Origin of the sequence: Synechococcus sp. A15-60 (assembly GCF_014280095.1) — a bacterium.
Lineage (GTDB): Bacteria > Cyanobacteriota > Cyanobacteriia > PCC-6307 > Cyanobiaceae > Synechococcus_C.
On record NZ_CP047933.1, the window covers coordinates 1,259,281 to 1,281,478 of the forward strand.

General features: G+C 58.4%; 28 protein-coding genes. 18 read left to right on the forward strand and 10 right to left on the reverse strand.

Annotation, left to right across the window (positions count from 1 at the left end; genetic code table 11):
* Nucleotides 1-21: 21 nt before the first annotated feature.
* Complete coding sequence (locus SynA1560_RS06920; protein ID WP_186501505.1) at nucleotides 22-1,044, reverse strand: hypothetical protein; 1,023 nt, start codon at nucleotides 1,042-1,044, stop codon at nucleotides 22-24.
* Between the two features lie 381 nt (nucleotides 1,045-1,425).
* On the opposite strand from SynA1560_RS06920, the gene SynA1560_RS06925 reads away from it, so the two are divergent.
* Both SynA1560_RS06925 and ppk2 read left to right on the forward strand, forming a co-directional pair.
* Complete coding sequence (locus tag SynA1560_RS06925; RefSeq protein WP_186470875.1) at nucleotides 1,426-2,766, forward strand: ATP-binding protein; 1,341 nt, start codon at nucleotides 1,426-1,428, stop codon at nucleotides 2,764-2,766.
* A gap of 69 nt (nucleotides 2,767-2,835) precedes the next feature.
* A complete protein-coding gene (gene ppk2 / locus SynA1560_RS06930) occupies nucleotides 2,836-3,810 on the forward strand; it encodes a polyphosphate kinase 2 (protein WP_186501506.1) in 975 nt (324 codons plus the stop codon).
* 148 nt (nucleotides 3,811-3,958) lie between these two features.
* Here the strand turns inward: ppk2 and SynA1560_RS06935 are convergent, their stop codons facing one another.
* Nucleotides 3,959-4,204 (reverse strand): hypothetical protein, encoded by a 246-nt coding sequence (locus tag SynA1560_RS06935; protein WP_186471075.1) that lies wholly within the window; start codon nucleotides 4,202-4,204, stop codon nucleotides 3,959-3,961.
* Between the two features lie 148 nt (nucleotides 4,205-4,352).
* Between SynA1560_RS06935 and SynA1560_RS06940 the strand changes: the two genes are divergently transcribed.
* Complete coding sequence (locus tag SynA1560_RS06940) at nucleotides 4,353-4,577, forward strand: hypothetical protein (RefSeq protein ID WP_255477109.1); 225 nt, start codon at nucleotides 4,353-4,355, stop codon at nucleotides 4,575-4,577.
* Nucleotides 4,578-4,584: 7 nt separating this feature from the next.
* On the opposite strand, the gene SynA1560_RS06945 is transcribed toward SynA1560_RS06940, so the two are convergent.
* A complete protein-coding gene (locus SynA1560_RS06945) occupies nucleotides 4,585-5,052 on the reverse strand; it encodes a hypothetical protein (protein ID WP_186501508.1) in 468 nt (155 codons plus the stop codon).
* Nucleotides 5,053-5,131: 79 nt separating this feature from the next.
* Between SynA1560_RS06945 and SynA1560_RS06950 the strand changes: the two genes are divergently transcribed.
* Nucleotides 5,132-5,446 carry a DUF3288 family protein gene (locus SynA1560_RS06950; protein WP_186501509.1) on the forward strand — a complete coding sequence of 105 codons (315 nt, stop codon included), beginning with the start codon at nucleotides 5,132-5,134 and terminating at the stop codon, nucleotides 5,444-5,446.
* Between the two features lie 79 nt (nucleotides 5,447-5,525).
* On the opposite strand, the gene rpe is transcribed toward SynA1560_RS06950, so the two are convergent.
* Nucleotides 5,526-6,209 carry a ribulose-phosphate 3-epimerase gene (gene rpe / locus SynA1560_RS06955; protein ID WP_186501510.1) on the reverse strand — a complete coding sequence of 228 codons (684 nt, stop codon included), beginning with the start codon at nucleotides 6,207-6,209 and terminating at the stop codon, nucleotides 5,526-5,528.
* Nucleotides 6,210-6,352: 143 nt separating this feature from the next.
* Between rpe and glpX the strand changes: the two genes are divergently transcribed.
* From glpX to SynA1560_RS06990, 7 genes are all read left to right on the forward strand, one after another.
* On the forward strand, nucleotides 6,353-7,357 hold the full coding sequence (gene glpX, locus SynA1560_RS06960; RefSeq protein ID WP_186470881.1) for a class II fructose-bisphosphatase: 1,005 nt from the start codon (nucleotides 6,353-6,355) through the stop codon (nucleotides 7,355-7,357).
* A gap of 30 nt (nucleotides 7,358-7,387) precedes the next feature.
* On the forward strand, nucleotides 7,388-8,701 hold the full coding sequence (locus SynA1560_RS06965; protein WP_186501511.1) for a glutamyl-tRNA reductase: 1,314 nt from the start codon (nucleotides 7,388-7,390) through the stop codon (nucleotides 8,699-8,701).
* 133 nt (nucleotides 8,702-8,834) lie between these two features.
* Nucleotides 8,835-10,130 carry a glucose-1-phosphate adenylyltransferase gene (locus SynA1560_RS06970; protein WP_186470883.1) on the forward strand — a complete coding sequence of 432 codons (1,296 nt, stop codon included), beginning with the start codon at nucleotides 8,835-8,837 and terminating at the stop codon, nucleotides 10,128-10,130.
* A gap of 100 nt (nucleotides 10,131-10,230) precedes the next feature.
* The gene (gene gndA, locus SynA1560_RS06975) at nucleotides 10,231-11,649 is read left to right on the forward strand and encodes an NADP-dependent phosphogluconate dehydrogenase (RefSeq protein WP_186470884.1); all 1,419 of its coding nucleotides are present in this window, start codon (nucleotides 10,231-10,233) and stop codon (nucleotides 11,647-11,649) included.
* A 10-nt stretch (nucleotides 11,650-11,659) separates the two neighbouring features.
* Nucleotides 11,660-12,376, forward strand: a complete 717-nt coding sequence (gene pgl, locus SynA1560_RS06980; protein ID WP_186470885.1) for a 6-phosphogluconolactonase — start codon at nucleotides 11,660-11,662, stop codon at nucleotides 12,374-12,376.
* 38 nt (nucleotides 12,377-12,414) lie between these two features.
* Nucleotides 12,415-12,945, forward strand: a complete 531-nt coding sequence (locus tag SynA1560_RS06985; RefSeq protein ID WP_370523203.1) for a CIA30 family protein — start codon at nucleotides 12,415-12,417, stop codon at nucleotides 12,943-12,945.
* A complete protein-coding gene (locus SynA1560_RS06990) occupies nucleotides 12,935-13,309 on the forward strand; it encodes a hypothetical protein (RefSeq protein WP_186499874.1) in 375 nt (124 codons plus the stop codon). The genes SynA1560_RS06985 and SynA1560_RS06990 overlap by 11 nt, the downstream gene beginning before the upstream one ends.
* 129 nt (nucleotides 13,310-13,438) lie before the next feature.
* On the opposite strand, the gene ilvD is transcribed toward SynA1560_RS06990, so the two are convergent.
* From ilvD to SynA1560_RS07005, 3 genes are read right to left on the reverse strand one after another with little or no spacing between them, the layout of a single operon-like run.
* On the reverse strand, nucleotides 13,439-15,112 hold the full coding sequence (gene ilvD / locus SynA1560_RS06995; RefSeq protein WP_186499875.1) for a dihydroxy-acid dehydratase: 1,674 nt from the start codon (nucleotides 15,110-15,112) through the stop codon (nucleotides 13,439-13,441).
* A gap of 53 nt (nucleotides 15,113-15,165) precedes the next feature.
* A complete protein-coding gene (locus SynA1560_RS07000) occupies nucleotides 15,166-15,462 on the reverse strand; it encodes a hypothetical protein (protein WP_186470889.1) in 297 nt (98 codons plus the stop codon).
* Between the two features lie 24 nt (nucleotides 15,463-15,486).
* Nucleotides 15,487-16,104: a uracil phosphoribosyltransferase gene (locus SynA1560_RS07005; RefSeq protein WP_186499876.1), complete on the reverse strand. Its 618-nt coding sequence runs from the start codon at nucleotides 16,102-16,104 to the stop codon at nucleotides 15,487-15,489.
* A gap of 137 nt (nucleotides 16,105-16,241) precedes the next feature.
* Here SynA1560_RS07005 and SynA1560_RS07010 point away from each other — a divergent pair, with 137 nt between their 5' ends.
* A complete protein-coding gene (locus SynA1560_RS07010) occupies nucleotides 16,242-16,721 on the forward strand; it encodes a pentapeptide repeat-containing protein (RefSeq protein WP_186471076.1) in 480 nt (159 codons plus the stop codon).
* Nucleotides 16,721-17,845 (forward strand): cobalamin biosynthesis protein CobW, encoded by a 1,125-nt coding sequence (cobW, locus tag SynA1560_RS07015; RefSeq protein WP_186470891.1) that lies wholly within the window; start codon nucleotides 16,721-16,723, stop codon nucleotides 17,843-17,845. The genes SynA1560_RS07010 and cobW overlap by 1 nt, the downstream gene beginning before the upstream one ends.
* Nucleotides 17,846-17,966: 121 nt before the next feature.
* On the opposite strand, the gene SynA1560_RS07020 is transcribed toward cobW, so the two are convergent.
* Both SynA1560_RS07020 and SynA1560_RS07025 read right to left on the reverse strand, forming a co-directional pair.
* Nucleotides 17,967-18,581, reverse strand: coding sequence for a hypothetical protein (locus SynA1560_RS07020; RefSeq protein WP_186470892.1), 615 nt, complete (start codon nucleotides 18,579-18,581; stop codon nucleotides 17,967-17,969).
* 81 nt (nucleotides 18,582-18,662) lie between these two features.
* Nucleotides 18,663-19,199 carry an isoprenylcysteine carboxylmethyltransferase family protein gene (locus SynA1560_RS07025; protein WP_255476861.1) on the reverse strand — a complete coding sequence of 179 codons (537 nt, stop codon included), beginning with the start codon at nucleotides 19,197-19,199 and terminating at the stop codon, nucleotides 18,663-18,665.
* Between the two features lie 71 nt (nucleotides 19,200-19,270).
* Here SynA1560_RS07025 and SynA1560_RS07030 point away from each other — a divergent pair, with 71 nt between their 5' ends.
* From SynA1560_RS07030 to SynA1560_RS07040, 3 genes are all read left to right on the forward strand, one after another.
* Nucleotides 19,271-19,978 carry an SDR family NAD(P)-dependent oxidoreductase gene (locus SynA1560_RS07030; RefSeq protein ID WP_186499884.1) on the forward strand — a complete coding sequence of 236 codons (708 nt, stop codon included), beginning with the start codon at nucleotides 19,271-19,273 and terminating at the stop codon, nucleotides 19,976-19,978.
* A gap of 92 nt (nucleotides 19,979-20,070) precedes the next feature.
* Nucleotides 20,071-20,424: a hypothetical protein gene (locus SynA1560_RS07035; protein WP_186499886.1), complete on the forward strand. Its 354-nt coding sequence runs from the start codon at nucleotides 20,071-20,073 to the stop codon at nucleotides 20,422-20,424.
* A gap of 147 nt (nucleotides 20,425-20,571) precedes the next feature.
* Nucleotides 20,572-20,793 carry a hypothetical protein gene (locus tag SynA1560_RS07040; RefSeq protein WP_186470896.1) on the forward strand — a complete coding sequence of 74 codons (222 nt, stop codon included), beginning with the start codon at nucleotides 20,572-20,574 and terminating at the stop codon, nucleotides 20,791-20,793.
* A gap of 46 nt (nucleotides 20,794-20,839) precedes the next feature.
* Here the strand turns inward: SynA1560_RS07040 and SynA1560_RS07045 are convergent, their stop codons facing one another.
* Complete coding sequence (locus tag SynA1560_RS07045) at nucleotides 20,840-21,190, reverse strand: hypothetical protein (RefSeq protein ID WP_255476862.1); 351 nt, start codon at nucleotides 21,188-21,190, stop codon at nucleotides 20,840-20,842.
* Between the two features lie 101 nt (nucleotides 21,191-21,291).
* Between SynA1560_RS07045 and purS the strand changes: the two genes are divergently transcribed.
* Complete coding sequence (gene purS, locus SynA1560_RS07050) at nucleotides 21,292-21,546, forward strand: phosphoribosylformylglycinamidine synthase subunit PurS (RefSeq protein ID WP_186471078.1); 255 nt, start codon at nucleotides 21,292-21,294, stop codon at nucleotides 21,544-21,546.
* Nucleotides 21,543-22,196, forward strand: coding sequence for a phosphoribosylformylglycinamidine synthase subunit PurQ (gene purQ, locus SynA1560_RS07055; RefSeq protein WP_186470897.1), 654 nt, complete (start codon nucleotides 21,543-21,545; stop codon nucleotides 22,194-22,196). The genes purS and purQ overlap by 4 nt, the downstream gene beginning before the upstream one ends.
* Nucleotides 22,197-22,198: the final 2 nt, after the last annotated feature.

Below are 22,198 nucleotides of genomic sequence, written 5' to 3' on the forward strand. Positions count from 1 at the left end.
ATCCCTCCCGATGATCATCACTTAGGTCTGATTAGAGGGCACTGGACGTTGCCACCGCCAGGACGCTAAACCCAAGCCTGCAAAGGCAATAGCAAGGAGGCCCAACGCTTCTCGAATGCCAAACAATTCACCTGTCACTCCCATCGCTAAGCCTCCAAAAACACCGGCGATCGTGTTTGAGCGACCGATGATGTCGAAGCGTCGTGCAGGATTCCCGTAGGGCTGAAGATGATCAACAAGTTCAAGCTGAATTCTCGCAATCGAAGCACCTAACGGCATGAAGAGAACAACGTCAAGCCATATCGGAGTGTTTGGATGTGCCGCCAGAAAAATCAGGATTGCGCACAAACCGTAGTAAGAGTCAGTCTTCATTTTTAGAAGAAGACGCTTCTGAAATACGCGACCGAGCATGAACGAACCGATGATCCAGGAGAGATCAACTGAATCTCCTCCTTTAATTTGGAGGACCCACAAGGGCAGCAGAGAAAAGAGAGCGCCGTCCACCAAACCGTTCAATAGGCTCCATCGTTCCAACGGTGGAACGCCCTTTTTGATCTCTGTTTGATTGGGTGATGCTTGTGACTGCTTTTTGTTCTCTCGATCGGCAAGCCAGGCAACGGGAAGCATCAGCAACAGTGTCGGTGGTAAGAGTTTGAAAGCTGGGTAAATAATCCCTCCCAGGAATGTTCCAGTAACCCCTCCTATATCCTTACCTTGAAGAACTTGTTGATTTGTGATTCCTTCGCTTGTTTGTGTAAATCCTATGATTACTGCGTCACTCTTGGTGATTCCTAGTGATGCGAGCTGAGCACTGAAAAAGGTCAAGAAAATCAAGGCTGCTTTGTTGCCGAAGTCGAAATACATACCAATGACAACAACTTCAAATAGGATTGCTGCTGTTGTAAAAAAGAACAGGCCTCGGCGGCTTCGCTGAAGCGGTAATATTGCAGAAATACTCCGAGGTAAGATTAACAGGCTATTGATCATTGGGGAGGGGCTGAGTTCTGCTAGAACCCATGCCGTACTCAAATTAAAAATACTCATCGACGCCCTCCAGCTGCTAAGACAGAGCATTGTCTGTAGGACCTTCGCTGTCATGAGTTAATTGCTAGGTATGGATGAATTCAATTCTCTGCAGATTCAAGGAGATGAATTTGGCTATCATTGTAGTGGCACAATTCATCGTTGTCTGAGAGTCGGATTGCCCGTTGAAGTTGAGATGTTAAGGATGTCGTGGATCTTGTGCCTCAAATTGAGGGTTCTCCTCTCAAATGGTCGTTGACTTCAACCCGCCTAACAGTGATCACTTTCCGAACAATTTCGCTGGTTTCCCACACCGTGCACGAAGCGGGACTACAGATCGAGAGTGTCGTCGTTTTTGATCGGTCAATCCGATCGCTCTGATTCCCGCAGGACTGTCACCCGATGCCCTCACGTCCATGGCAGAAACGTCTGAGAGCACTGGTTGTTTGGGGTGGCCTGGCGGTTGGCAGTTCAGCGTTCTGTTTGGTGATGCTGCAGGCCCTGTTTGGCCGGCAACTGGAGCAATTGCAGACCATTCAGCTCGGCCGAGAACTGGCGTTGAACGTGCGCCTCACTGAATTGGCCTTGGAGCGCTACCCACCCCATTTGGTGGCGGAGCTCACCGGTCTTGATCTCAAGGTGGCGGTTCGACCGAAACCCCCTGCAGTCCCTCCATCGGCAGGCTTCAAACGTCAAGCTGACGCCTTGCAACAGCAGTTGTGTCGGCGGTTATCCCACTGCCCGATGGTGTTGCCCGACCGAGCTGCTCGGGGCGAAAGGCGCGTGTGGATCGAACTGATTTCCCCACTGGAACCGATCTGGTTGCGGGTGGATGTGCCGTCGATGATGCGCTGGCCGCCTGAGCCGACGCTGCTCGGCCTGTCTTTGGTCGTCGCTGGGGTGATCTGCGGTGGTCTGTTCTTGCTCATCGAGGTGGAGGCGCCCCTGCGCGGTCTGGAGAAGGCACTGTCCAGAGTCGGTGAGGGCGAGGATCCGGATGCCGTTCCCTCCCGCGGAGCTCCCGAGGTGCAGCGCCTCACCCGGCGGTTCAATGCGATGGTGCAGAGGCTTGCTCAGAACCGCCGCGAGCGAGCCACCATGCTTGCTGGGATTGCTCACGATCTCCGCGCGCCAATCACCCGGCTGCAGTTCCGCCTGTCCATGCCACAGCTTTCAGCGGATGAACGCGAACGCTGCGCTGGTGACCTGCAATCTTTAGAGAGAATTACTGGTCAGTTCCTGCTGTTTGCCGGGGGAGGTGACAGCGAAACCTCCGTTGAGGTTCCCCTCGATCAGTTGTTGGCTGAAGTGGCCAGCAGTCATCCGGCCGATCAGTTGCAGTTGCAGTTGGCCTCGATCAGTCTCTTGGTGAAACCCGTCGCCCTCGGCCGTGCAGTCGCCAACTTGATCGACAACGCCTTTTCCTACGGCGCAGCTCCGGTGATTCTCAAGTTGCATGCGCTCGATGATCGCTGCTGCATCGAGGTTTGGGATCAGGGCGAAGGTATGCCCGCTCAGCAATGGGACGAGGCCCTCCAACCGTTCCATCGTCTGGATTCGTCCCGAGGTCAGCAAGGCCATTGCGGTCTTGGCCTGGCCATTGTTGCCCACGTCGCCCGTTTGCATGGCGGGCAACTGGAGTGTCTGTCCGCGCAAGCTGGTCAGAATCCTGGCACTTTTGCCATTCGCCTCAGTTTGCCCCTGCCGATGAGCCAGTCCGAGATCGGGCCGGTGGAAATCTGAGAAAAACCGGCGCACTCGGACGCTTCACGCGTCCAGGCCCTCCAATGGGGATAGGAATGATCTGCGGCCATGGGTCAGAAGCGCAAAGACAAAGCCAAAGCCAAAGCCAAGGACAAGAAACACAGCGAACCCAGCAAGGACAAGGCTGCGGCCAAGATTTCTCACCATGGTCTGGACAGCCTGGGTGGCAGTGAGCGCGAGATTGACCACCCAGCTGAGCTGTTGGATGACTTGCTGGAAGGTGGTCAACAAAAACGGCAGCGCTTGAATAAGAAGCTCTACGAGTCGGAACTGGTCCGCCTCCAGACGGAACTGGTGAAAATGCAGTACTGGATCCGAGACACCGGTTATCGGATGATTGTGTTGTTTGAGGGGCGTGATGCTGCCGGAAAAGGGGGCACGATCAAACGGCTGACGGAACCACTCAATCCACGTGGTTGCAGAGTTGTTGCTCTCGGAACGCCAACAGAACGCCAGAAAAGTCAGTGGTATTTCCAGCGTTATGTGGAACATTTCCCTGCAGCAGGAGAGATCGTTGTCTTTGATCGCAGTTGGTATAACCGGGCCGGTGTGGAACGGGTGATGGGGTTCTGTACGCCAGAACAAGTCGAGCAATTCCTGGAAGATGCGCCCAAGTTTGAACGCATGCTGGTGAGAAGCGGAATTCTGCTGTTGAAGTATTGGTTTTCGGTGAGTGACACCGAGCAGGAAATTCGCTTTCAATCCCGGATTGATGATCCCACCCGTCGATGGAAGCTGAGCCCCATGGACCTTGAAGCGCGCAATCGCTGGGTCGACTTTTCAAGGGCGAAAGACGAGATGTTCAACCGCACCAACATTCCTGAGGCCCCCTGGTTCACTGTGGAAGCAGACGACAAACGACGGGCACGCCTCAACTGTCTCCGTCATGTGCTCGGCAAAGTGCCTTGGGAAGACATGACCCCGCCAGCGATTGAATTGCCTCCACGACCGAAACAAGGTGATTACACCAGGCCACCCATCAATGAACAATTCTTCGTGCCGAATACGTATCCCTATTCATAAATAACTCCATGGATGACATGGTCGTCTGAATGATTGATTAAACGCAAACGCCTGCTGCTGGTGCGAAAACATCAACGCTTTTGAAGGTTGTGGTGCCAAGCCCGTATGCATGGTTTGAGACTTGGTGAATGCACAGCAATGTTTGGATTCAGTCCCGCATGCGTCGTGCATCAATGATGCGTGCCAACTCGAGCATGTAACCGGCCGTGCACCAGCGCCCATGATTTCGCGCACGGTTTTCCAGATCGGATCGGATCTCAGCTGTTTCAGCCATCAGCAGGTCCAGTTCGGACAGGCTGAGGTCGTAGAGCTCCTGCAGTTCCACTTCCCGCCCGAGCAGATGGCTGCGAAACCACTTTCTCGGTTCCTCCTGACCTGGAACATCGCGTCTCATGGTGGTGATGCTGCTCCTGTCGTCACTCCAGTAGAGCGCAGCATCACTCGAAGAATCGCGTGACTGGCCCGCCATGTTGATGCATTTGATTGCTGGCTTTGCATCAACCGCAGCCGCACGTCCACACGCTTTCTTGCAAACTGCGCGTATGAATCACTTCACGATGCAGCAACTTCTGGGTCTACGCCTAGAGGCTTTGGCTCGCGACCACCACGACGTGGCGGCGATGAGGGCCAGCATCCAGCGGACACCCGACTCACTGGTCAAGGAGCTGATGGACACGCACGGTTGGGCGGCCCATGAGGCGTTGTCAGCAGTAGAACAGCTTCAGGCCAAGGCGTTGCAATCCACCTCCGAACAGGCCGCTGCTTAGAGCACCTTCAGTTGCTTGGACGCAAAGTGGTGGATAGCGATTCGGAATCCCTCCAGACTGCAGAATCTGGATCCCACACCGATTTCGCGTAGGTGCCGCGCAGTTGTCGTTGCGGCCTCTGAATGTTCAGTTGTTGATGGCAAGCTTTCGCGACCTGGATGGAGACGCGGTGAAACGTTGTCCAGGCAACGAGCTGATGGCCATCCCAGACGGGCGGCAGGCCAGTTGTTTCAAACATTTCGTTGAACTGATCGAAATGCCTCTGCAGGTCTTCAGGCTGGAGTTGATGCTCTGGTTGTGCGGTTTTCAGTGACTGTTTGAACGGTGCTTGATCCATGCACTGTTCAAAACGGGCGGTCAACTGGGTTTGGCGACTCCAGGCTTGCTGCCCTGCGGCACCAGCCAAGAGCAGCACGATCAAGGCCACGCCAGCAGCAAGGACGAGGGGGGTTCGCTGACGGGAGGTGTTTGACATATCCCGTGCTTGGCTGCTCGACACAGTCAGTGTGACGCTCATCCGCGTTGCGTTTCGTTGTCCTTGATGCCTGTTTCTGATGAGTGAAAACGCCGAACAGACCCATCCTTTGTATGCATCGGATCGCGATCTTGTGGATGCTCTGCTGGGGCATCAGGGCGATCCAGGACCTGAGCAACTCACCGTTGCCGCTCGCTTGGTGATGCGTTATTGCGACTTCCCCGGGGCTGATGACATCAAAGCCGACATCCAGAAGGTGGTGTCCTCTTGGGGGTTCGATGCCCAGACCCTCAATCTCCGCTGCCGTGAGATCTGGGCCAGCGGCTGGAAGCCTGGTCAACAGCTCGATGGTGATCTCGGGTCTGGCGCCGATGTGTCTGATCAGGATGGTTAACGAACGCGGGCTCTCCAGGTCATCAAAAAAGGCTCTTCCAAGGAAGAGCCTTGCAGGGTTGTAATCAGCAGCCGAAGACTCAGACCAGCACAGGCTCGGGGCACTTGCTGTCGCGAATGCCTTGGATCGCGGCTGCGTAGTCGGATTGATTGAACACTCCGGAACCGCTCACAATCGCGTTGGCGCCAGCTTCGATCACCTTCCAGGCATTGGCGCCTTTGATGCCACCATCCACTTCGATCCAGGGATCGAGACCGCGCTCATCGCACATGCGGCGCAGATCACGGATTTTCTGCACTTGGTTCTCAATGAAGCTTTGACCGCCGAAGCCGGGGTTGACGCTCATGATCAGCACCAGATCGCACAGCTCGAGGCAGTACTCGAGAGTGTCGAGAGGGGTGCCGGGGTTCAACACCGCACCGGCCATTTTGCCGAGATCCTTGATCTGGGCCAGGTTGCGGTGCAGGTGAGGGCACGCTTCGACCTGCACCGAAATGATGTCCGCACCCGCTTTGGCGAAATCGGGGACGTACTTTTCGGGCTCCACGATCATCAGGTGCACATCCAGAGGCTTGGTCGTCACCGGACGGAGGGCCTCAACGATCAGGGGGCCGATGGTGATGTTGGGCACGAAGCGACCATCCATCACGTCGACATGAATCCAGTCGGCACCGGCCTGATCCACTGCCTTCACTTCCTCACCCAAGCGGGCGAAATCCGCTGAAAGAATGGATGGAGAGACCACCAGTGACTTGGTGCTCATGGCGAGTTCAGGCTGTGGAACGGGACGATTGTAAAGAGCGTTGTAGACGCTGATACAGTGAGCCGCGCTGACGAGTGAAAAGCCCTGTGGCACCAAGCCCTGTGAGCTGATCCTCACCGCATCAAGTTCCCCGCCGCACACCAGTGGATCGCACTCTCATCCAGGAAATTCTCGAGGTCGTTGAGCAGGCAGCTATCGCCTCCGCCCGCCTCACAGGTCTCGGTCAGAAGGATGAGGCAGATGCCGCTGCCGTGGAAGCCATGCGTCAGCGCATGGGCCAGATCCAGATGCAAGGCCGCATCGTGATTGGTGAAGGCGAGCGTGACGAAGCTCCCATGCTTTACATCGGCGAGGAAGTTGGAAGCGGCACGGGGCCTGGTGTTGATTTCGCAGTTGACCCCTGTGAGGGCACCAACCTCTGTGCGAACAACCAGCGTGGCTCCATGGCTGTTCTCGCTGCTTCCGACCGCGGCGGTCTCTTCAATGCCCCCGACTTCTACATGAAGAAGCTGGCTGCTCCTCCGGCCGCCAAAGGCAAGGTGGACATCCGCAAGTCGGCCACCGAGAACATCAAGATTCTCAGCGAATGCCTCGGACTGGCCGTTGAAGAGCTCACCATCGTGGTGATGGACCGTGCGCGTCACAAGGACTTGATTGCTGAGATTCGTGCCACCGGAGCCCGTGTTCAGCCCATCTCCGACGGTGATGTGCAAGCGGCGATTGCCTGCGGTTTCGCCGGCACCGGAACCCACTGCCTGATGGGCATCGGTGCGGCTCCTGAAGGCGTGATCTCCGCGGCTGCCATGCGCGCCCTCGGTGGTCACTTCCAGGGACAGCTGGTGTACGACCCGGCTGTGGCTCAAACCAAGGAATGGGCCGATCTCACCAAAGAGGGCAATCTTGCTCGCCTGGCCGAGATGGGCATTTCTGATCCCGACAAGATCTACGAAGCTGACGAGTTGGCTTCCGGTGAGCACGTGGTTTTCGCCGGCAGCGGCATTACCGATGGACTGCTGTTCCATGGCGTGAAATTCGAGCGGGATTGCACCCGTACCAGCAGCTTGGTGATCAGCAATCTCGACGACACCTGCCGTTTCACCAACACGGTTCATATCAAGGATGGCGCCCAGAGCATTGCTCTGAGCTGACCGTTCCTTTCAACTACCAGGGATTCCCCCATGCACATTGCCGTTGTCGGCCTCAGTCATCGAACGGCACCGGTTGAAGTGCGTGAGAAGCTCAGCATCCCTGAGCAGACCATGGAGGAATCCCTGCAGAATCTGCGGGGACATGACCAGGTGTTGGAGGCCTCGATCCTCAGCACCTGCAACCGCCTTGAGATTTACACCCTTGTTCGCAACCCCGAACTCGGTATTTCAGCTGTTAGGGAGTTCTTGAGTGGTCACTCCGGTCTGGAGACCGGAGATCTCAAACCTCATCTGTTCACTTACCACCATGAAGATGCGGTGGCGCACCTGCTCAGGGTGGCTGCCGGTCTTGACAGCCTTGTTCTTGGAGAAGGGCAGATCCTCTCCCAGGTCAAGAAGATGATGCGCTTGGGGCAGGAGCACAAGTCGCTCGGGCCCATCCTCAACCGACTGCTCACGCAGGCTGTCAGCACGGGCAAGCGCGTGCGCAGTGAGACCAACCTGGGCACCGGTGCGGTGTCGATCAGTTCGGCGGCCGTTGAACTGGCCCAGCTGAAGCTCGGCCAGAGCCGTGGTGTTGATGATCTCGTCTCCCTGGACGGCGAGCAGGTGGCTGTTGTCGGAGCAGGCCGGATGAGTCGCTTGCTTCTGCAACACCTCAAGGCGAAAGGCGCGTCCGGTGTGGTGGTGCTGAACCGCACCATGTCTCGGGCTGAAGCCCTTGCAGCTGATTTTCCAGATCTCCCAGTGCAATGTCGGCCTTTGGATGATCTGGATCACTGTTTGAGCACATGCTCCCTTGTGTTCACCAGCACAGCTGCTGATGATCCGATCATCGATGCCGCGCGCTTACAACGCTTGAATCGTCGCAGTTCCCTGCGTTTGATCGATATCGGCGTTCCCCGCAACATCGCTGCGGATGTGGAGGGACTCTCCGGTGTCGAGGCCTTCGACGTTGACGACCTCAAAGAGGTTGTTGAGCGCAACCAGGAAGCGCGTCAACAGGTCGCTCGAGAAGCTCAGGGACTTCTGGATCAGGAGAGTCGATTGTTCCTCGAATGGTGGGACAGCCTGGAAGCCGTACCCACCATCAACAGGCTTCGCTCTTCACTCGAGTCGATCCGTGCCGAAGAGTTGCAGAAGGCGTTGAGTCGCATGGGCCCCGATTTCTCGGCCCGTGAGCGCAAAGTTGTTGAAGCCCTCAGCAAAGGAATCATCAATAAGGTTCTGCACACCCCAGTGACCGCGCTTCGTGCTCCTCAACAACGCAGTGAACGGCAGAATTCACTTTTGGTTGTGGAGCGACTTTTTGATCTCGCACAGGATGAAGATCAAGATCGCTAACGCTTAGCAAGGCCTCTCCGTTGCTTGTCTAAATCTGATTCCCAGCAGTCTTGGTTGATCTGGTCCAAAGGTGTGCTGAGATCAGGAAAAGTCCGGTAGGTTTACCCCCGCAAAGCCGATCTTCGGGGGCGGCATGAAGCGCGTTCTGGCCATCATTCTCGGGGGAGGTGCGGGGACGCGTCTCTACCCACTCACCAAGATGCGTGCCAAGCCAGCTGTGCCGCTGGCAGGCAAATATCGTCTGATTGATATCCCGATCAGCAACTGCATCAATTCGGACATCAACAAGATGTACGTGATGACGCAGTTCAATAGTGCGTCACTCAATCGGCACCTCAGCCAAACCTTCAACCTCAGCAATTCTTTCGGCGGTGGTTTTGTCGAAGTCCTCGCTGCTCAGCAGACACCCGACAGTCCCTCTTGGTTTGAGGGCACGGCTGATGCGGTCCGCAAGTACCAGTGGTTGTTCCAGGAATGGGATGTCGATGAATACCTGATCCTTTCCGGTGACCAGCTGTATCGCATGGACTACAGCCTTTTCATTGAGCACCACCGCAGGACCGGCGCAGATCTCACCGTTGCGGCCTTGCCGGTTGACCCCGCTCAAGCCGAGGCTTTCGGGCTGATGCGCACGGATGGAGATGGCAACATCCTTGAATTCCGTGAAAAGCCGAAGGGTGACTCGTTGCGGGAGATGGCCGTTGACACCTCCCGGTTTGGCTTGAGTTCCGAGTCCGCCAAAGAGCGCCCTTATCTGGCGTCGATGGGGATTTATGTCTTCAGTCGCAAGACGCTGTTCGACCTGCTGGATACGAACACCGACCACAAGGATTTCGGCAAAGAAGTTATTCCTGCATCACTGGCACGCGGTGACAAGCTCCAGAGCTATGTCTTCGACGACTACTGGGAAGACATCGGCACGATTGGTGCGTTCTATGAAGCCAACCTTGCTCTGACGCTGCAGCCAAAGCCTCCTTTCAGCTTCTACGACGAGAAGTTCCCCATCTACACCCGTCCCCGTTACCTGCCGCCTAGCAAGTTGGTGGATGCACAGATCACCAACTCGATTGTGGGTGAGGGTTCGATTCTCAAATCTTGCAGTGTTCATCACTGCGTGCTTGGTGTGCGCAGTCGCCTCGAATCCGATGTGGTGCTTCAGGACACGCTGGTGATGGGTGCCGATTTCTTTGAATCCAGCGAAGAACGTGCTGTTCTTAGTGAGCGTGGGGGGATTCCTCTCGGTGTGGGGCAAGGCACCACCGTGAAGCGAGCCATCCTTGACAAAAATGCCCGGATCGGTCGAAACGTCACCATCGTCAACAAGGATCACGTTGAAGAAGCGGATCGAGCAGAGCTCGGTTTCTACATCCGCAACGGCATCGTCGTCGTGGTGAAAAACGCCTCGATTGCCGATGGAACCGTGATTTGATTTCTTGATCTGATTCCTCATTCCTGACACACATTGACCATGTTGCAGCCGACTTCGGTTGCCGTGGTCACACTGTGGTCACTGCAGTGTCCAGCTGACCATGTCCAAGGCCCATTTCGGTTTGATTGGTCTCGGCGTGATGGGGGAAAACCTAGTCCTCAATGCCGAGAGCAATGGCTTCTCCAGTGTTGTCTACAACCGCACCTACGCCAAAACTGAAGAATTTCTAGAGGGACGTGGTGCTGGTAAAAACATCCAGGGCGCAACGGATTTAGCGGACTTCGTTAACAAATTGGAACGGCCCCGCCGCATCTTGATGATGGTCAAGGCCGGCGGCCCAGTGGATGCCGTGATCGAGCAGATCTCTCCCCTGCTCGAGCAGGGTGATTTGCTCATCGATGGTGGTAACTCCGAATATCACGACACCGAACGTCGTGTCGCCGAGCTGGAAAGCAAGAGCTTCGGTTTCATCGGCATGGGTGTTTCCGGCGGCGCTAAGGGAGCGCTGGAGGGCCCGAGCATGATGCCGGGCGGAACAAAAGCCTCTTACGACGCCATCGAGAGCCTGGTGACCAAGATGGCGGCCCAGGTCGACGATGGTCCTTGTGTCACCTACATCGGCCCGGGTGGATCAGGCCATTTTGTGAAGACCGTCCATAACGGCATTGAATACGGCATTGAGCAGATCCTTGCGGAGGGGTACGACCTGATGAAACGGGTCGGTGGCATGACCGGGACGCAGATGGCCGATGTGTTTGCTCACTGGAATAACACTGAGGAACTTGCCTCTTACCTGGTGGAGATCACGGAGGTTTGTCTCCGCACTAAAGACCCCGAAGATGGTGCTGATCTCGTCGAAAAGATTCAAGACAAGGCTGGCCAGAAAGGTACGGGGCTCTGGACTGTGGTGAGCGCGCTTCAGATGGGTGCTTCCGTCCCAACGATTTATGCGTCACTCAATGGTCGGGTGATGAGCTCCATGAAGGATCAACGCGTCAAGGCGGAATCCATCCTTCAGGGCCCTGCCATTCAGCCCTTCGACATGGGCACTCCGGCCGATGGCATGGCTCCCCTGATGGATGCCATGGTTCTGGCCTGCATGGCTAGTTACGCCCAGGGCATGGAACTGCTCCGCATCGCGTCTGCCGAGCATGACTACAACCTGCACATGCCTTCGATCGCGCAGATCTGGAAGGGGGGGTGCATCATCCGTGCCCGTCTTTTGCAGCGCATCCAGGATGCTTTCAACGCCGATCCTCAGCTCGCCAATCTCCTCATCGACCCCTGGTTTGCCGATCAGGTGAATCGTCGTCTTCCCGGGTTGGCGACGATTGTGGCGGGCGCAGCAGCGGCCGGTGTCCCGGTGCCTTGTCTGAGCAGCACCCTCGATTACATCAATAGCTACCGCACCGCTCGTCTCCCCCAAAACCTCGTGCAGGCCATGCGGGATTGCTTCGGCTCCCACACCTACGAGCGGGTTGATAAAGACGGCAGCTTCCACACCGAGTGGTTGGACTGAGGTCGGGCCCATGAGCGCTTATCGCATTGAACGGGCCGAGTCCAAAGAGGCTCTCGCCCGGCGCGCTGCTGAGCACATCGGTGCTGCCATCGATCTTGCCCTTGATCAGCGGGACAGGGCGCAGGTTGCCTTGTCCGGTGGAACCACGCCAGCTCAGGCCTATGCCTTGCTTGCTCATGAGCACCTCCCATGGGATCGGGTGGATGTGCTGCTTGGCGATGAACGTTGGGTGGCAGCTGACGATGAATCCAGCAACGCCCGCATGCTTCGCCAAACCTTGCTGACATCGGGGCAGCCCGGAGCCAAAGCCTGCTTCCATCCAGTGCCGACCATTTCACTGCCGTCGGCAGAAGCAAGTGCTGACGCTTTCTCAGATCTTCTGGGCACCATCTGTGATGGTCAACCGCCTGTGTTCGATCTCATGCTTCTGGGCCTTGGCGATGACGGGCATACCGCGTCCCTGTTTCCCGGCACGGATGCACCAACGGTTTGCGATCGCTGGACCACCGTCGGTCGTGGCAAGGGCCTGGATCGGATCACCCTGACGGCGCCCGTGCTCAGTGCAGCTCGCCAGGTGGTGTTTCTGGTGAGTGGTGAAGGCAAACGTCAGGCGCTGTCGCGTCTGCTCGATCCCGATGAGTCGCCGGAACGCACACCTGCCAAGCTGGTGCAACCGGGATCCGAAATCCTGGTGCTTGCTGATCAGGCTGCTTCCGAAGGTCTTTGACGATTCCCCCCTCTCAGCCCGCGCCTGAAATCAGAACGGTGGTTGCTGGCCAAGGGTTCCGTGAGTGGGCCAGTCTCAACGACACCATCATGGGTGGGGCCAGCAGCGCTGGTTGCCGTGTCACGGACCAGGGGCTGAGGCTCGAAGGTGAGGTGGTGAGTGAAGGCGGTGGTTTCGTCAGTTGCCGATCACCGGTGTTTCGTCCGCCCTTGGATCTCAGCGGTTTCAACGGTCTGCGCTTGACGCTGGATGGCGAGGGCCGCAGTTTCAAGGTGGCCGTGGCCTGCCGTGATGGTGTGCTCGGCCTCACTGAGCTGATTCCCGGTGGTTTGCGCTGGGTGACCACGGTCGCGACGCAGCCATCGGCAACCACTGTGGTCGACATTCCTTTTGAACAGCTCAGGCCAGTGGTGAGAGCCAGTCCAGTCAGCCTGCCCGTGCGTTTCGATCCGTCCTGCGTTACTCGCTTGCAGCTGCTGCACTCCCGTTTTGGTGATGATGGACAGGCCAATCCTGGCTACCGATCTGGGCCGATTCAGATGTTGCTGCGTTCGATTGATGCCTTCTGAGCTCGGACCCTGCGCCGCACTCGAGACGCTCATCGCCGCGGCCGCGGACGTCTGTAGCAAGCCTTATCAGCATGCTGTGCTGTCAGCTGAAGAGGCCACTCCCGAGGACTACCAAGGTCGGATCGAGTGCCGCAATGGGGAGGGTGAGCGCCTGCGTGAGCTGGACCTGGAGTTGGAGATGTACCGGAGTGGTGTAGAGCTCAATCTCACCTTGGCTTGGGCTGACCAACCCGACAGGCCAATGCTGTGGCACGGCCAGCATCCGGTGTGGATGGATGGTGAAAGCGGCAAACGTTGCTCTTCACCTGCCGATGGTGCACCGCTGGAGGCCTTGGCTCGTCGACTCAGGGCCTTGCTGGCTTGAGGCCAGCGATCTGATCAATAAAAAACCACCGCTAGCACTGGTGCCTGCGGTGGCCGGGTGATGGGGATCCACATCATCCCAATCTGAGATCGGGAAGTCAACGCTAGATGTGGTGTGCTCGAGTCGTTCTCAGTCGCAGTGGTCCGTGGTGGCACCACGGCTGGCACAGGCGACAAGCCGCGCGTATTTGCCAAGAATGCCCGTCCGGTAGCGGGGTTCCGGTTTCGTCCAGGCGGCACGACGTCGTTCGAGTTCAGCCTCGTCCACATTTAGCTGCAGCAGCAGTTGATTGGCATCGACGGTGATGCTGTCGCCTTCCTGCACCAGGCCAATGGTGCCTCCGACGGCAGCTTCCGGAGCCACATGACCGACCACGAGGCCGTAGGAGCCTCCGCTGAAACGGCCGTCAGTGATCAGCGCCACCTTTTCACCGAGCCCCTGACCGACGATGGCGGAGGTGGGCGAGAGCATTTCGCGCATCCCCGGACCACCGACGGGTCCTTCATTGCGAACCACCACCACATCACCGGGCTTGATCTGGCGATCGAGAATCGCGGCCAGGCAGGTTTCCTCGCTTTCGAATACTCGAGCGGGGCCCGTCAGGACGGGTGTCTTCACACCACTGATCTTGGCCACGCTGCCCTCGATGGCCAGGTTGCCTTTGAGGACGGCCAGGTGACCCTTCTGATAGATGGGGTTTGAAATTGGGCGAATCACATCCTGGCCTGCGGGTGGTGTGGAGGGAACATCCGCCAGGACTTCTTTGAGGGTCTTGCCTTCGATCGTTCGGCAATCGCCGTGTAGCAAACCAGCATCCAGCAGTTGCTTCATCACCTGAGGAATCCCACCGGCTCGGTGCAGATCCACCGTGACGTATTGGCCGCTGGGCTTCAGGTCACAGAACACAGGCACGCGCTGGCGGATGCGTTCGAAGTCATCAATGCTCAGCTCAACACCAGCCGTGCGCGCGATGGCCAGGAGGTGCAGCACGGAGTTGGTGGATCCACCCACTGCCATGATCACGCTGATTGCATTTTCAAAGGCCTCTCGCGTCATCAGATCGAGGGGACGGATGTTGGCCTTCACCGCGTCAAGCAACACCTCGGCCGAGCGTGCAGCACTGTCGGCTTTTTCCTGGTCCTCCGCAGCCATGGTGGAGCTGTAGGGCAGGCTCAGGCCCATTGTTTCGATGGCCGCGCTCATGGTGTTGGCAGTGAACATGCCGCCGCAGCTGCCGGCTCCCGGGCAGGCGTTTTTCTCCACTTCAGTGAGCTGCTCTTCATCGATGTTGCCGTTGGTGAGCTGACCCACGGCCTCGAAGGCGCTCACCACGGTCAGATCACAGCCCCCCAGTTTTCCTGGTTTGATCGTGCCGCCATACACAAAGATGGACGGGATGTTCATGCGGGCCATCGCCAACATGGCGCCAGGCATGTTCTTGTCGCAGCCACCTACGGCCAGTACGCCATCCATGCTCTGGCCGTTGCAGGCGGTTTCGATGGCATCAGCGATCACTTCGCGGCTGACTAGGGAGTACTTCATCCCTTCCGTCCCCATCGAGATGCCATCACTGACGGTGATGGTCCCGAACATCTGAGGCATGCCTCCAGCGGCACGGGCGGCTTCAACAGCACGCTTGGACAGGTCGTCGAGTCCAACGTTGCAGGGTGTGATCGTGCTGTAGCCGTTGGCGATGCCCAGGATCGGCTTACCGAAGTCTTCGTCACCAAAACCGACAGCACGCAGCATGGCGCGGTTCGGGGAGCGTTGGATCCCCAGGGTGACGGCGTCGGATCGAAGCATGTTGAATTCCGCCCTTTGGTGAACCATTTCCAACAACCTACCGGCCGTCCTGATCAGTCCCTGGAGCCAAGATCTTCCAGTTGGCGTCGCACATCAGCGATGGCTGCATTCAATTGTTCGACGCGGGCCTCGAGGTGTCCTTCAGCTCCCACCGTCGGTTGATCACCAGCACTGATGGCTTCACTGCCGTCCTGCATCCGCGGGGCGTAAAGCATGGAGCGCTGGTTCCGAAGCCGTCTGCGTCGATCTGCTTCGGATAGCAGCCACCAACCCAATCCTGCGGCCCCCAGGACCGCACCGCTCACCAGCGTTGCCAGGGTTCCTGAGGCCGAGTCCTGCTGCCGCACCATGGGCTTTTGTTGAGTCTTCCCAGACTAGGTCGCCTGAGACGTTCTGATTCCCAGTCGTTGCAGGGGATCACCGATCCCAGGAAGGATGCGTTGCTGCTCATCCAGTTCAGCATCGATGCAGGCCGTGTGAATGGTGATTTCGGGGTAGGTCTCGCCGATGCGTTTCAGACCCGGGCTCGCAGTGAGCGTGGTGATCACGCGAAGGCGTGGTGCTTCAACACCGAGTCGCTCCAGCGATCTCAACAGGTCGATCAGGTCGTCTCCTTGGCTGATCTGATCGAGCAATAGCACCACACCTGCCTGGGTTTCGATCGCCTCAGGAAGCCCTCCAAGGCAGAGCTCAGCGTTGGGAAGCACCTGCCGCGCGCCTTCCCAAAGATGCAGTGCTCCAGGAAGAATCGGCACCGCGAGTAGAGGAACCCCCGCTTCGATCACCATGCCCTCTGTGCTGGCCAGAGGCGTCTGAACGGTGTCGCGGCGGTGCGGTAACCAGTCACGCAAGGCCTCATAGGTGAGCCAGCGGCCGAGCTCTTCCATCGCGGTGCGACATAACGGCGCTGGAGTGCCCTGATGCCTCAGCACCGTCAGCCAGTGAGCAATAAGGGGGTGGGGCGGTACCACCACCCTGAGAGTCTTGGCCATGGCACGTGGCTGGGCAGTTGTCTGCCATAACGTGACCGTTCAAGCTACGGCAATTGCTTCCAGCAACCGCCGATCGTTTCCATTCCACTGCCGTGCCAGCTACTCCTCGTTTATCGTTCCGCCGCGTGGTGGTGTCCATGGCCATCGCACTGTCTCTGATGGTGGGTTTCTTGAGCAATGGCACTGCGGCTGAGGCGATCACAGCTCCTGAGCTGAGAGGCCAGCGCGCCGTGCAGGACATCAGCCAAGACATGCATGGTCGCGACCTGAAGGAAAAGGAGTTCCTCAAAGCTGATTTGCGCGAGGTGGATCTCAGTGCTGCTGATCTGCGTGGAGCGGTGATCAACACCTCACAACTTCAGGAGGCTGATCTGCGTGAGGCCGATCTGCAAGACGTGGTTGCCTTCTCCAGCCGTTTCGATGGCGCAGATCTGCGCGGCGCCAATTTCACCAACGCCATGCTGATGCAAAGTCGCTTCAACGATGCTGAGATCGAAGGAACCGACTTCACCAATGCGGTGATCGATCTTCCGCAGCTGAAGGCGCTGTGTGCACGGGCGAGTGGGGTGAACAGCAAGAGTGGCGTCAGCACCCGTGAATCGCTGGGCTGCCGCTGATGGCCAGCCGACTGCCTGTCACCGTAATCACCGGATTTCTGGGTGCCGGGAAAACAACCCTTCTGCGCCATCTGCTCACCACCAGTGGTCAGCGACTGGCCGTGATGGTGAACGAGTTCGGCACGGTCGGGCTGGACGGCGATCTGATCCGCAGCTGTGGTTTCTGCCCCGAGGAGGAGGTGGACGCACGTCTGGTAGAGCTGAACAACGGCTGCCTCTGCTGCACCGTTCAAGACGACTTTCTGCCCACGATGGAGACGCTGCTGCAGCGTTCCGACCAGCTCGATGGCATCGTCGTCGAAACCAGTGGGCTTGCGCTTCCAAGACCTTTGCTGCAGGCCCTGGAATGGCCAGAGATTCGCAAACGCGTCCATGTCAATGGCGTGGTCACGGTGGTGGATGGTGAGGCGTTGAGTGCTGGAAGTCCGGTCGGTGACCCTGATGCTCTGGAGCGTCAGCGCCAGGACGACCCCAACCTGGATCACCTCACCGCCATCGACGAGTTGTTTGAGAACCAGCTCGCGTCAGCCGATTTGGTGCTGATCAGCCGTGGCGACCGCCTTGAGCCAAATCAGCTCAAGGCGGTGCAGCAGGACCTCGCGACGAGGTTGAGAGCCGGGGCTGAAACATTGGCCATCAGTCGCGGAGTTGTGGATCCCGCCCTCGTGCTCGGAATCGACGCCAAGAGCGAGGCGAAGGCCGAGGCTCATGATCATGAGCATGACCACGAGCATCACGGCCACAGCCACAGCCACGATCCCCGTGATGGTGATGGGCATGATCACCACGACCATTCGCATGTGGAGGCCCTCAGCGGTCAGGTTCGCTGTGAAGGCTCCGTGTCCCGTCAGCAGCTGGAACAGTTGCTTCCTGACTTTGTCCGCCGGCATGGGGTGATTCGGCTCAAGGGCCGCGTCTGGCTGGAGGGCAAGTCGTTGCCGCTCCAGATTCAGATGGTCGGTCCGCGTCTGGACAGCTGGTTCGAAGCAGCGCCGGATCAGGCATGGCAGCCTGCTGGAGGCAGAGGCCTCGAACTGGTTGTGATCGGTCTTCAGGCCGATGCGGCAGATCGCTTGCAAGACAGCCTTCAACCCCTGATGTCATGCGCTCCAGCATCCACCTGATCGCGCTGCTGGCGACGGGCCATCGGGGCACTTGATCCCCCGCTGAGGGGTTGTCTGACCCTGTTGTGGAGCGTTTGTCGCAATCCATCGGCTGGGCGAGGGCAGCCCTCCACTCCTGACGTCAGTCGATCACGTTCAGGTGGGTTGTGCCGTTGCTTTCGATCAGGCGGGCTAGCTCCAACATGTCTGCCTTGCGCACGAGGCCGATGCAGCCGAGCGTGCCGCTTTGGTTGTTGTGGATGCCGGCACTTGGATCTTGATGGATCCCTAAAACCCGGCGCCCGGTGATGAAGTTGGGCTCAATACTGATCCATACCGGACCGAGCTCTGGATAGGCACCCTCTGCGAGGGGCTCCACCACACCGACGCTGTAGGTCCCGGAGGGCAGAGGGGCTCGGCTGCCCATGCGGTCACGGTCCGCGTTCTGACGGTTGGCCCGTCCACTGACGGCTTCGAAGCGCCGGTGCGGCTCGCCTGGGATCTCCAGCAAAAGCTCCCAGATGGGGTCACCCGTGCTGGCAATCCGGCGATCCGTGCGCATGAGCAGAAGCTTGGACGCGGGTCCAGGCTCGGCTTCGATCGGTTCTGGCTCCAGCAAGGCCATCAAGGGTTGACGTTGCTTGGGTTCGGCTTCCGCTCTGGCTGGGGTCAGCACAGTTGCTGAGAGAACAAGCATCGCCATGCCCAGACCATTGATCACGTTCGTGAACGGTTGGCGCTGAGCGGTGAAAAGCATCCTGCTGGCGGAAAAACGAGCCAGTCTTAGAAGCAATGATTATCCCTTCAAGGATGGATAAACGGTTGTCGAGCTGGTCGATCAGTCGCGCCAATCCAGTCCAGGGCAGTGAGCAACGATGGCAGGCGTCTCCGTCCGGTAGGTCGCATAGGAAGGAAGGATGCACAGCAGAGCCTTCTCTTCGCGTCGTGCCTTGCCCACCAGCAGCACACACAGCAGCAGTAGGAGCAGCAGGTGCAAAACACTCCCCAGCGCGATTACCACCCCCAAAGAACACACCAGCACGGCGCGATACAGGGGGTGCCGGCATCGCCGGTAAACCCCTTCGGTGACCAGTGCTGCTCCCGGTTTTGGATCTGGCAGTGGCGAAAGGCTGGCTCCCAGAGTCAGAAATCCCTGCATTGCCAGTGCCAGACCCAGCAACAACACCATCACGCCCATCAGCCGAAGCGGAGTCGGCCATGGCCCACCGAAGTCGTCCGGTGCGGGCCAGGCTGGTGCCAAATGGGCTGCGATCAAGATCAGCTGCGCCAGCAACCACCACTCGCCTTGGCGGTTGTGAAGCCATCCATCCCAGCTCATCCCCCAGCCCGTGAAGGCTTGTTTCCAGTCAGACACGGCAACGTCAGCTCTTGCGCTTCGAGATCCCATCAGTGGGACCATGCTGCGATCCTGACGCAGACACCAGCATGCGAACCGCAGTGATCACTGGTGCGAATCGGGGGATCGGTGCCGCCGTGGCCCGCGCTCTGTTGGATGAAGGTCATCGCCTTTGCCTGGCCGTCCGAGATCCAGCGACGCTGGTGGGCAGCGACCTCGACCCTCAACGGCATAGCGCGCGATTGATCGCCTGCCGCTACGACGCCCGAGTTCGTGACGATGCCGAGCGGGTCATCGCAACCACCCAGGCCCATTTCAACGGTCTCGACACGGTGATCCATTGCGCTGGAATTCTGCGGCGGACCCCTCTGGTGTTCCGTGATGATCAGCGTGGGGAGCCCGACGAACTTTGGCGCGTCAATGTGATGGGGCCCTGGTTGTTGACCCGTGCCGCGTGGCCTGCGTTGGTGACGTCATCGCAGGGACGGATCCAGGTGTTGGTGTCGATGAGCGGTAAGCGCTGCAAAGGGACGTTGGCGGGTTACACCGCCAGCAAATTTGCGTTGATGGGGCTCTGTCAGGCCATGCGCAATGAGGGCTGGGAGCAGGGAATCCGCATCACGGCCATCTGTCCAGGCTGGGTCAACACCGACATGGCGTCGGCGGTTCAATCCATGGCACCTGAAGCCATGACCCAGCCGGAGGATCTTGGTCGCTTGTCAGCGCATCTGCTCACGCTTCCTGATTCCGCTGTGCCGTTTGAGTTGGCGGTGAATGCCTCGCTGGAGCACAGCTGATGTGACGGGGGATCACCGAAGACAAACCGTCGCTATGGCCGCGATGGATCCCAGAGGCGCTAGTCCTTTCATCAAGGCTCTCAACGAAGGTCATGCTGGCTTTGCTCGCTTCGGCGTTGGTGTCGCTCGGTGAACAAGACGCCTGGACCAACTGCCTTTACAACAACAAAAGCATTGCTTGCCGGCGTCAGTTTCTCTGCACAGAAGCGCCCTGTGGCGTGTTCAAGCTGGAATGGATCGATGGCCTGAGTGATGTGTTCACATTGCAAAGACCAGGGGTGGCCAAAAATGTTGGCTTCTACTCCGACTCTCGTGGTGGCGAGTGGATGCTGCGGGGGTATGCCAGCTCCTTTGCTCTAAAGAATCTTCAAAATCACAACACCATCATTTTTGCGATGACCCTGAGCCAATGCCGGACTTCAGGATTAAGTGACTTGTGTGAGTGACTGAAACAACCACGTGAAGTTCACAACGTTGTTGCTGGCGAACAAGTTCGTGAGCGTTGTGATGGGGGACGTTTAAGACCCGATGGGTGCGATGAGCGTCCTACGGGACAGGGTGTTGCTAACCAGTAGAGGTACGCACCGCATGTGATGTTCGTTTTCACCCGGTTGATGGCTGTTGCTGCGCTTCTCGGCCTAAGCGCATTCAGCGTCCAGGCAGGTCAGGTCACCGTTGAAGCTGTGGATCGCAATCTCGCGATCACGAGGGCCACGTCGCGCGTGCCTCAGGGAAAAACAGTCACAGACACCTCTTGCAAGGTCATCGATGTGGCCAACACTGACCACTACCGCTGCACCGTGTCGTGGGAGTGACTCGGACCTGCCTGATGGCTGGAACGCACGTTGATGAGAAGTCGAACTAGTCGAGGGGGATGTCGCCTCGAGCGCAGACGTCGTTCCAGCACAGCGTGCGTTCCGCGACCCATCGGGCCTGCACGGCAGACCATCCGGCCTGATCTCCCACCTGCATGTGCATCAGTCCCGTGCCGTCATGACGGAAGTGCACGGTGTGATTCTGAAACGCCAGCCGCCAGTGGGCACCTGGTTGCTCGCTCTCGTAGCGACACGGTTGCCAGGCCTGCTGTTGCTGGCGGCACTCCATCGGCAATGAGAGTTGCGACTGCGCGGAAGCACGGCAGGTCAGTCCCAGGCTCACCAGCACCAGCGTCGGCATCACACGAGCCAGGGTTGCAACCAGGGGTGCATGCACGGGCAGGACTCAAGGTGAACAGCTCTGCTTTCAACGTGCAAGCGGCAGCAGGAGAGCGGTCACCTGGCCTGGCAAGATTTAACAATCCCTGCTCGGTGCTCGTGCCGCGTTATCAAGCCCGTGTTCTGGTGCATCTGCGCCCATCGGTTCTCGATCCAGCTGGTGAAGCCGCACGGGCTGCCTCCGCCCGCTTGGGCGTTGATGGTGTCGAACGTTTGCGCATCGGTAAGGCTGTGGAACTGGAGCTGGAGGCTCCCGATGAAGCGGAGGCGCGCCGTCGCCTTGAACTGCTCAGCGACCGCTTGCTGGCCAACCCCGTGATCGAAAACTGGACGCTGGAGCTGACCCAGTCATGAGCATTGGGGTTGTTGTTTTTCCAGGGTCAAACTGTGATCGCGATGTGCGCTGGGCCACGGAAGGGTGCCTGGGCCTCTCGACGCGCTATCTCTGGCATGAAGAGCGTGATCTCAGCGGCTTGGATGCTGTGGTTCTCCCTGGGGGCTTCAGCTACGGCGACTATCTGCGTTGCGGTGCCATTGCACGGTTCGCGCCGGTGTTGGAGTCACTGCTTGATTTCGCCGCGTCCGGCGGTCGGGTGCTCGGCATCTGCAACGGCTTTCAAGTGCTGACGGAACTGGGTCTGTTGCCAGGAGCTCTCACCCGCAACCGCGACCTCCACTTCATCTGTGAAGACGCTCCCTTGGCCGTGGTTAGCGACCGGACTCCATGGCTGGCATCCAGCCATCGTGGCGCTCAGTTCAGCCTGCCGATCGCCCACGGAGAGGGTCGCTATCAGTGCAGTGAAGACACTCTGAAACAACTACAGGATGACGATGCCATTGCGCTTCGCTACTGCAGCAATCCCAATGGTTCGGTTTCAGACATTGCTGGGATCACCAATCCTGCCGGCACGGTTCTCGGTCTGATGCCTCACCCGGAGCGAGCTTGTGATGCGCAGACCGGCAGCACCGCAGGTCGCGCCATCTTGGAAGCCTTGCTCTCCTGAAG

Coding starts and splice junctions, on each gene's coding strand:
- SynA1560_RS06925 (WP_186470875.1), top strand. CDS start 1,426: ATGCCCTCACGTCCATGGCAGAAACGTCTGAGAGCACTGGTTGTTTGG.
- SynA1560_RS07030 (WP_186499884.1), top strand. CDS start 19,271: ATGCGAACCGCAGTGATCACTGGTGCGAATCGGGGGATCGGTGCCGCC.
- SynA1560_RS07040 (WP_186470896.1), top strand. CDS start 20,572: ATGTTCGTTTTCACCCGGTTGATGGCTGTTGCTGCGCTTCTCGGCCTA.
- gndA (WP_186470884.1), top strand. CDS start 10,231: ATGTCCAAGGCCCATTTCGGTTTGATTGGTCTCGGCGTGATGGGGGAA.
- SynA1560_RS07020 (WP_186470892.1), bottom strand. CDS start 18,581: ATGCTTTTCACCGCTCAGCGCCAACCGTTCACGAACGTGATCAATGGT.
- SynA1560_RS06950 (WP_186501509.1), top strand. CDS start 5,132: ATGAGTGAAAACGCCGAACAGACCCATCCTTTGTATGCATCGGATCGC.
- SynA1560_RS07000 (WP_186470889.1), bottom strand. CDS start 15,462: ATGGTGCGGCAGCAGGACTCGGCCTCAGGAACCCTGGCAACGCTGGTG.
- SynA1560_RS06990 (WP_186499874.1), top strand. CDS start 12,935: ATGCCTTCTGAGCTCGGACCCTGCGCCGCACTCGAGACGCTCATCGCC.
- SynA1560_RS07005 (WP_186499876.1), bottom strand. CDS start 16,104: ATGGCCAAGACTCTCAGGGTGGTGGTACCGCCCCACCCCCTTATTGCT.
- cobW (WP_186470891.1), top strand. CDS start 16,721: ATGGCCAGCCGACTGCCTGTCACCGTAATCACCGGATTTCTGGGTGCC.
- rpe (WP_186501510.1), bottom strand. CDS start 6,209: ATGAGCACCAAGTCACTGGTGGTCTCTCCATCCATTCTTTCAGCGGAT.
- SynA1560_RS07035 (WP_186499886.1), top strand. CDS start 20,071: ATGCTGGCTTTGCTCGCTTCGGCGTTGGTGTCGCTCGGTGAACAAGAC.
- pgl (WP_186470885.1), top strand. CDS start 11,660: ATGAGCGCTTATCGCATTGAACGGGCCGAGTCCAAAGAGGCTCTCGCC.
- ppk2 (WP_186501506.1), top strand. CDS start 2,836: ATGGGTCAGAAGCGCAAAGACAAAGCCAAAGCCAAAGCCAAGGACAAG.
- purQ (WP_186470897.1), top strand. CDS start 21,543: ATGAGCATTGGGGTTGTTGTTTTTCCAGGGTCAAACTGTGATCGCGAT.
- SynA1560_RS06945 (WP_186501508.1), bottom strand. CDS start 5,052: ATGTCAAACACCTCCCGTCAGCGAACCCCCCTCGTCCTTGCTGCTGGC.
- SynA1560_RS06935 (WP_186471075.1), bottom strand. CDS start 4,204: ATGAGACGCGATGTTCCAGGTCAGGAGGAACCGAGAAAGTGGTTTCGC.
- SynA1560_RS06940 (WP_255477109.1), top strand. CDS start 4,353: ATGAATCACTTCACGATGCAGCAACTTCTGGGTCTACGCCTAGAGGCT.
- ilvD (WP_186499875.1), bottom strand. CDS start 15,112: ATGCTTCGATCCGACGCCGTCACCCTGGGGATCCAACGCTCCCCGAAC.
- SynA1560_RS07010 (WP_186471076.1), top strand. CDS start 16,242: ATGGCCATCGCACTGTCTCTGATGGTGGGTTTCTTGAGCAATGGCACT.
- SynA1560_RS06920 (WP_186501505.1), bottom strand. CDS start 1,044: ATGAGTATTTTTAATTTGAGTACGGCATGGGTTCTAGCAGAACTCAGC.
- SynA1560_RS06965 (WP_186501511.1), top strand. CDS start 7,388: ATGCACATTGCCGTTGTCGGCCTCAGTCATCGAACGGCACCGGTTGAA.
- SynA1560_RS06970 (WP_186470883.1), top strand. CDS start 8,835: ATGAAGCGCGTTCTGGCCATCATTCTCGGGGGAGGTGCGGGGACGCGT.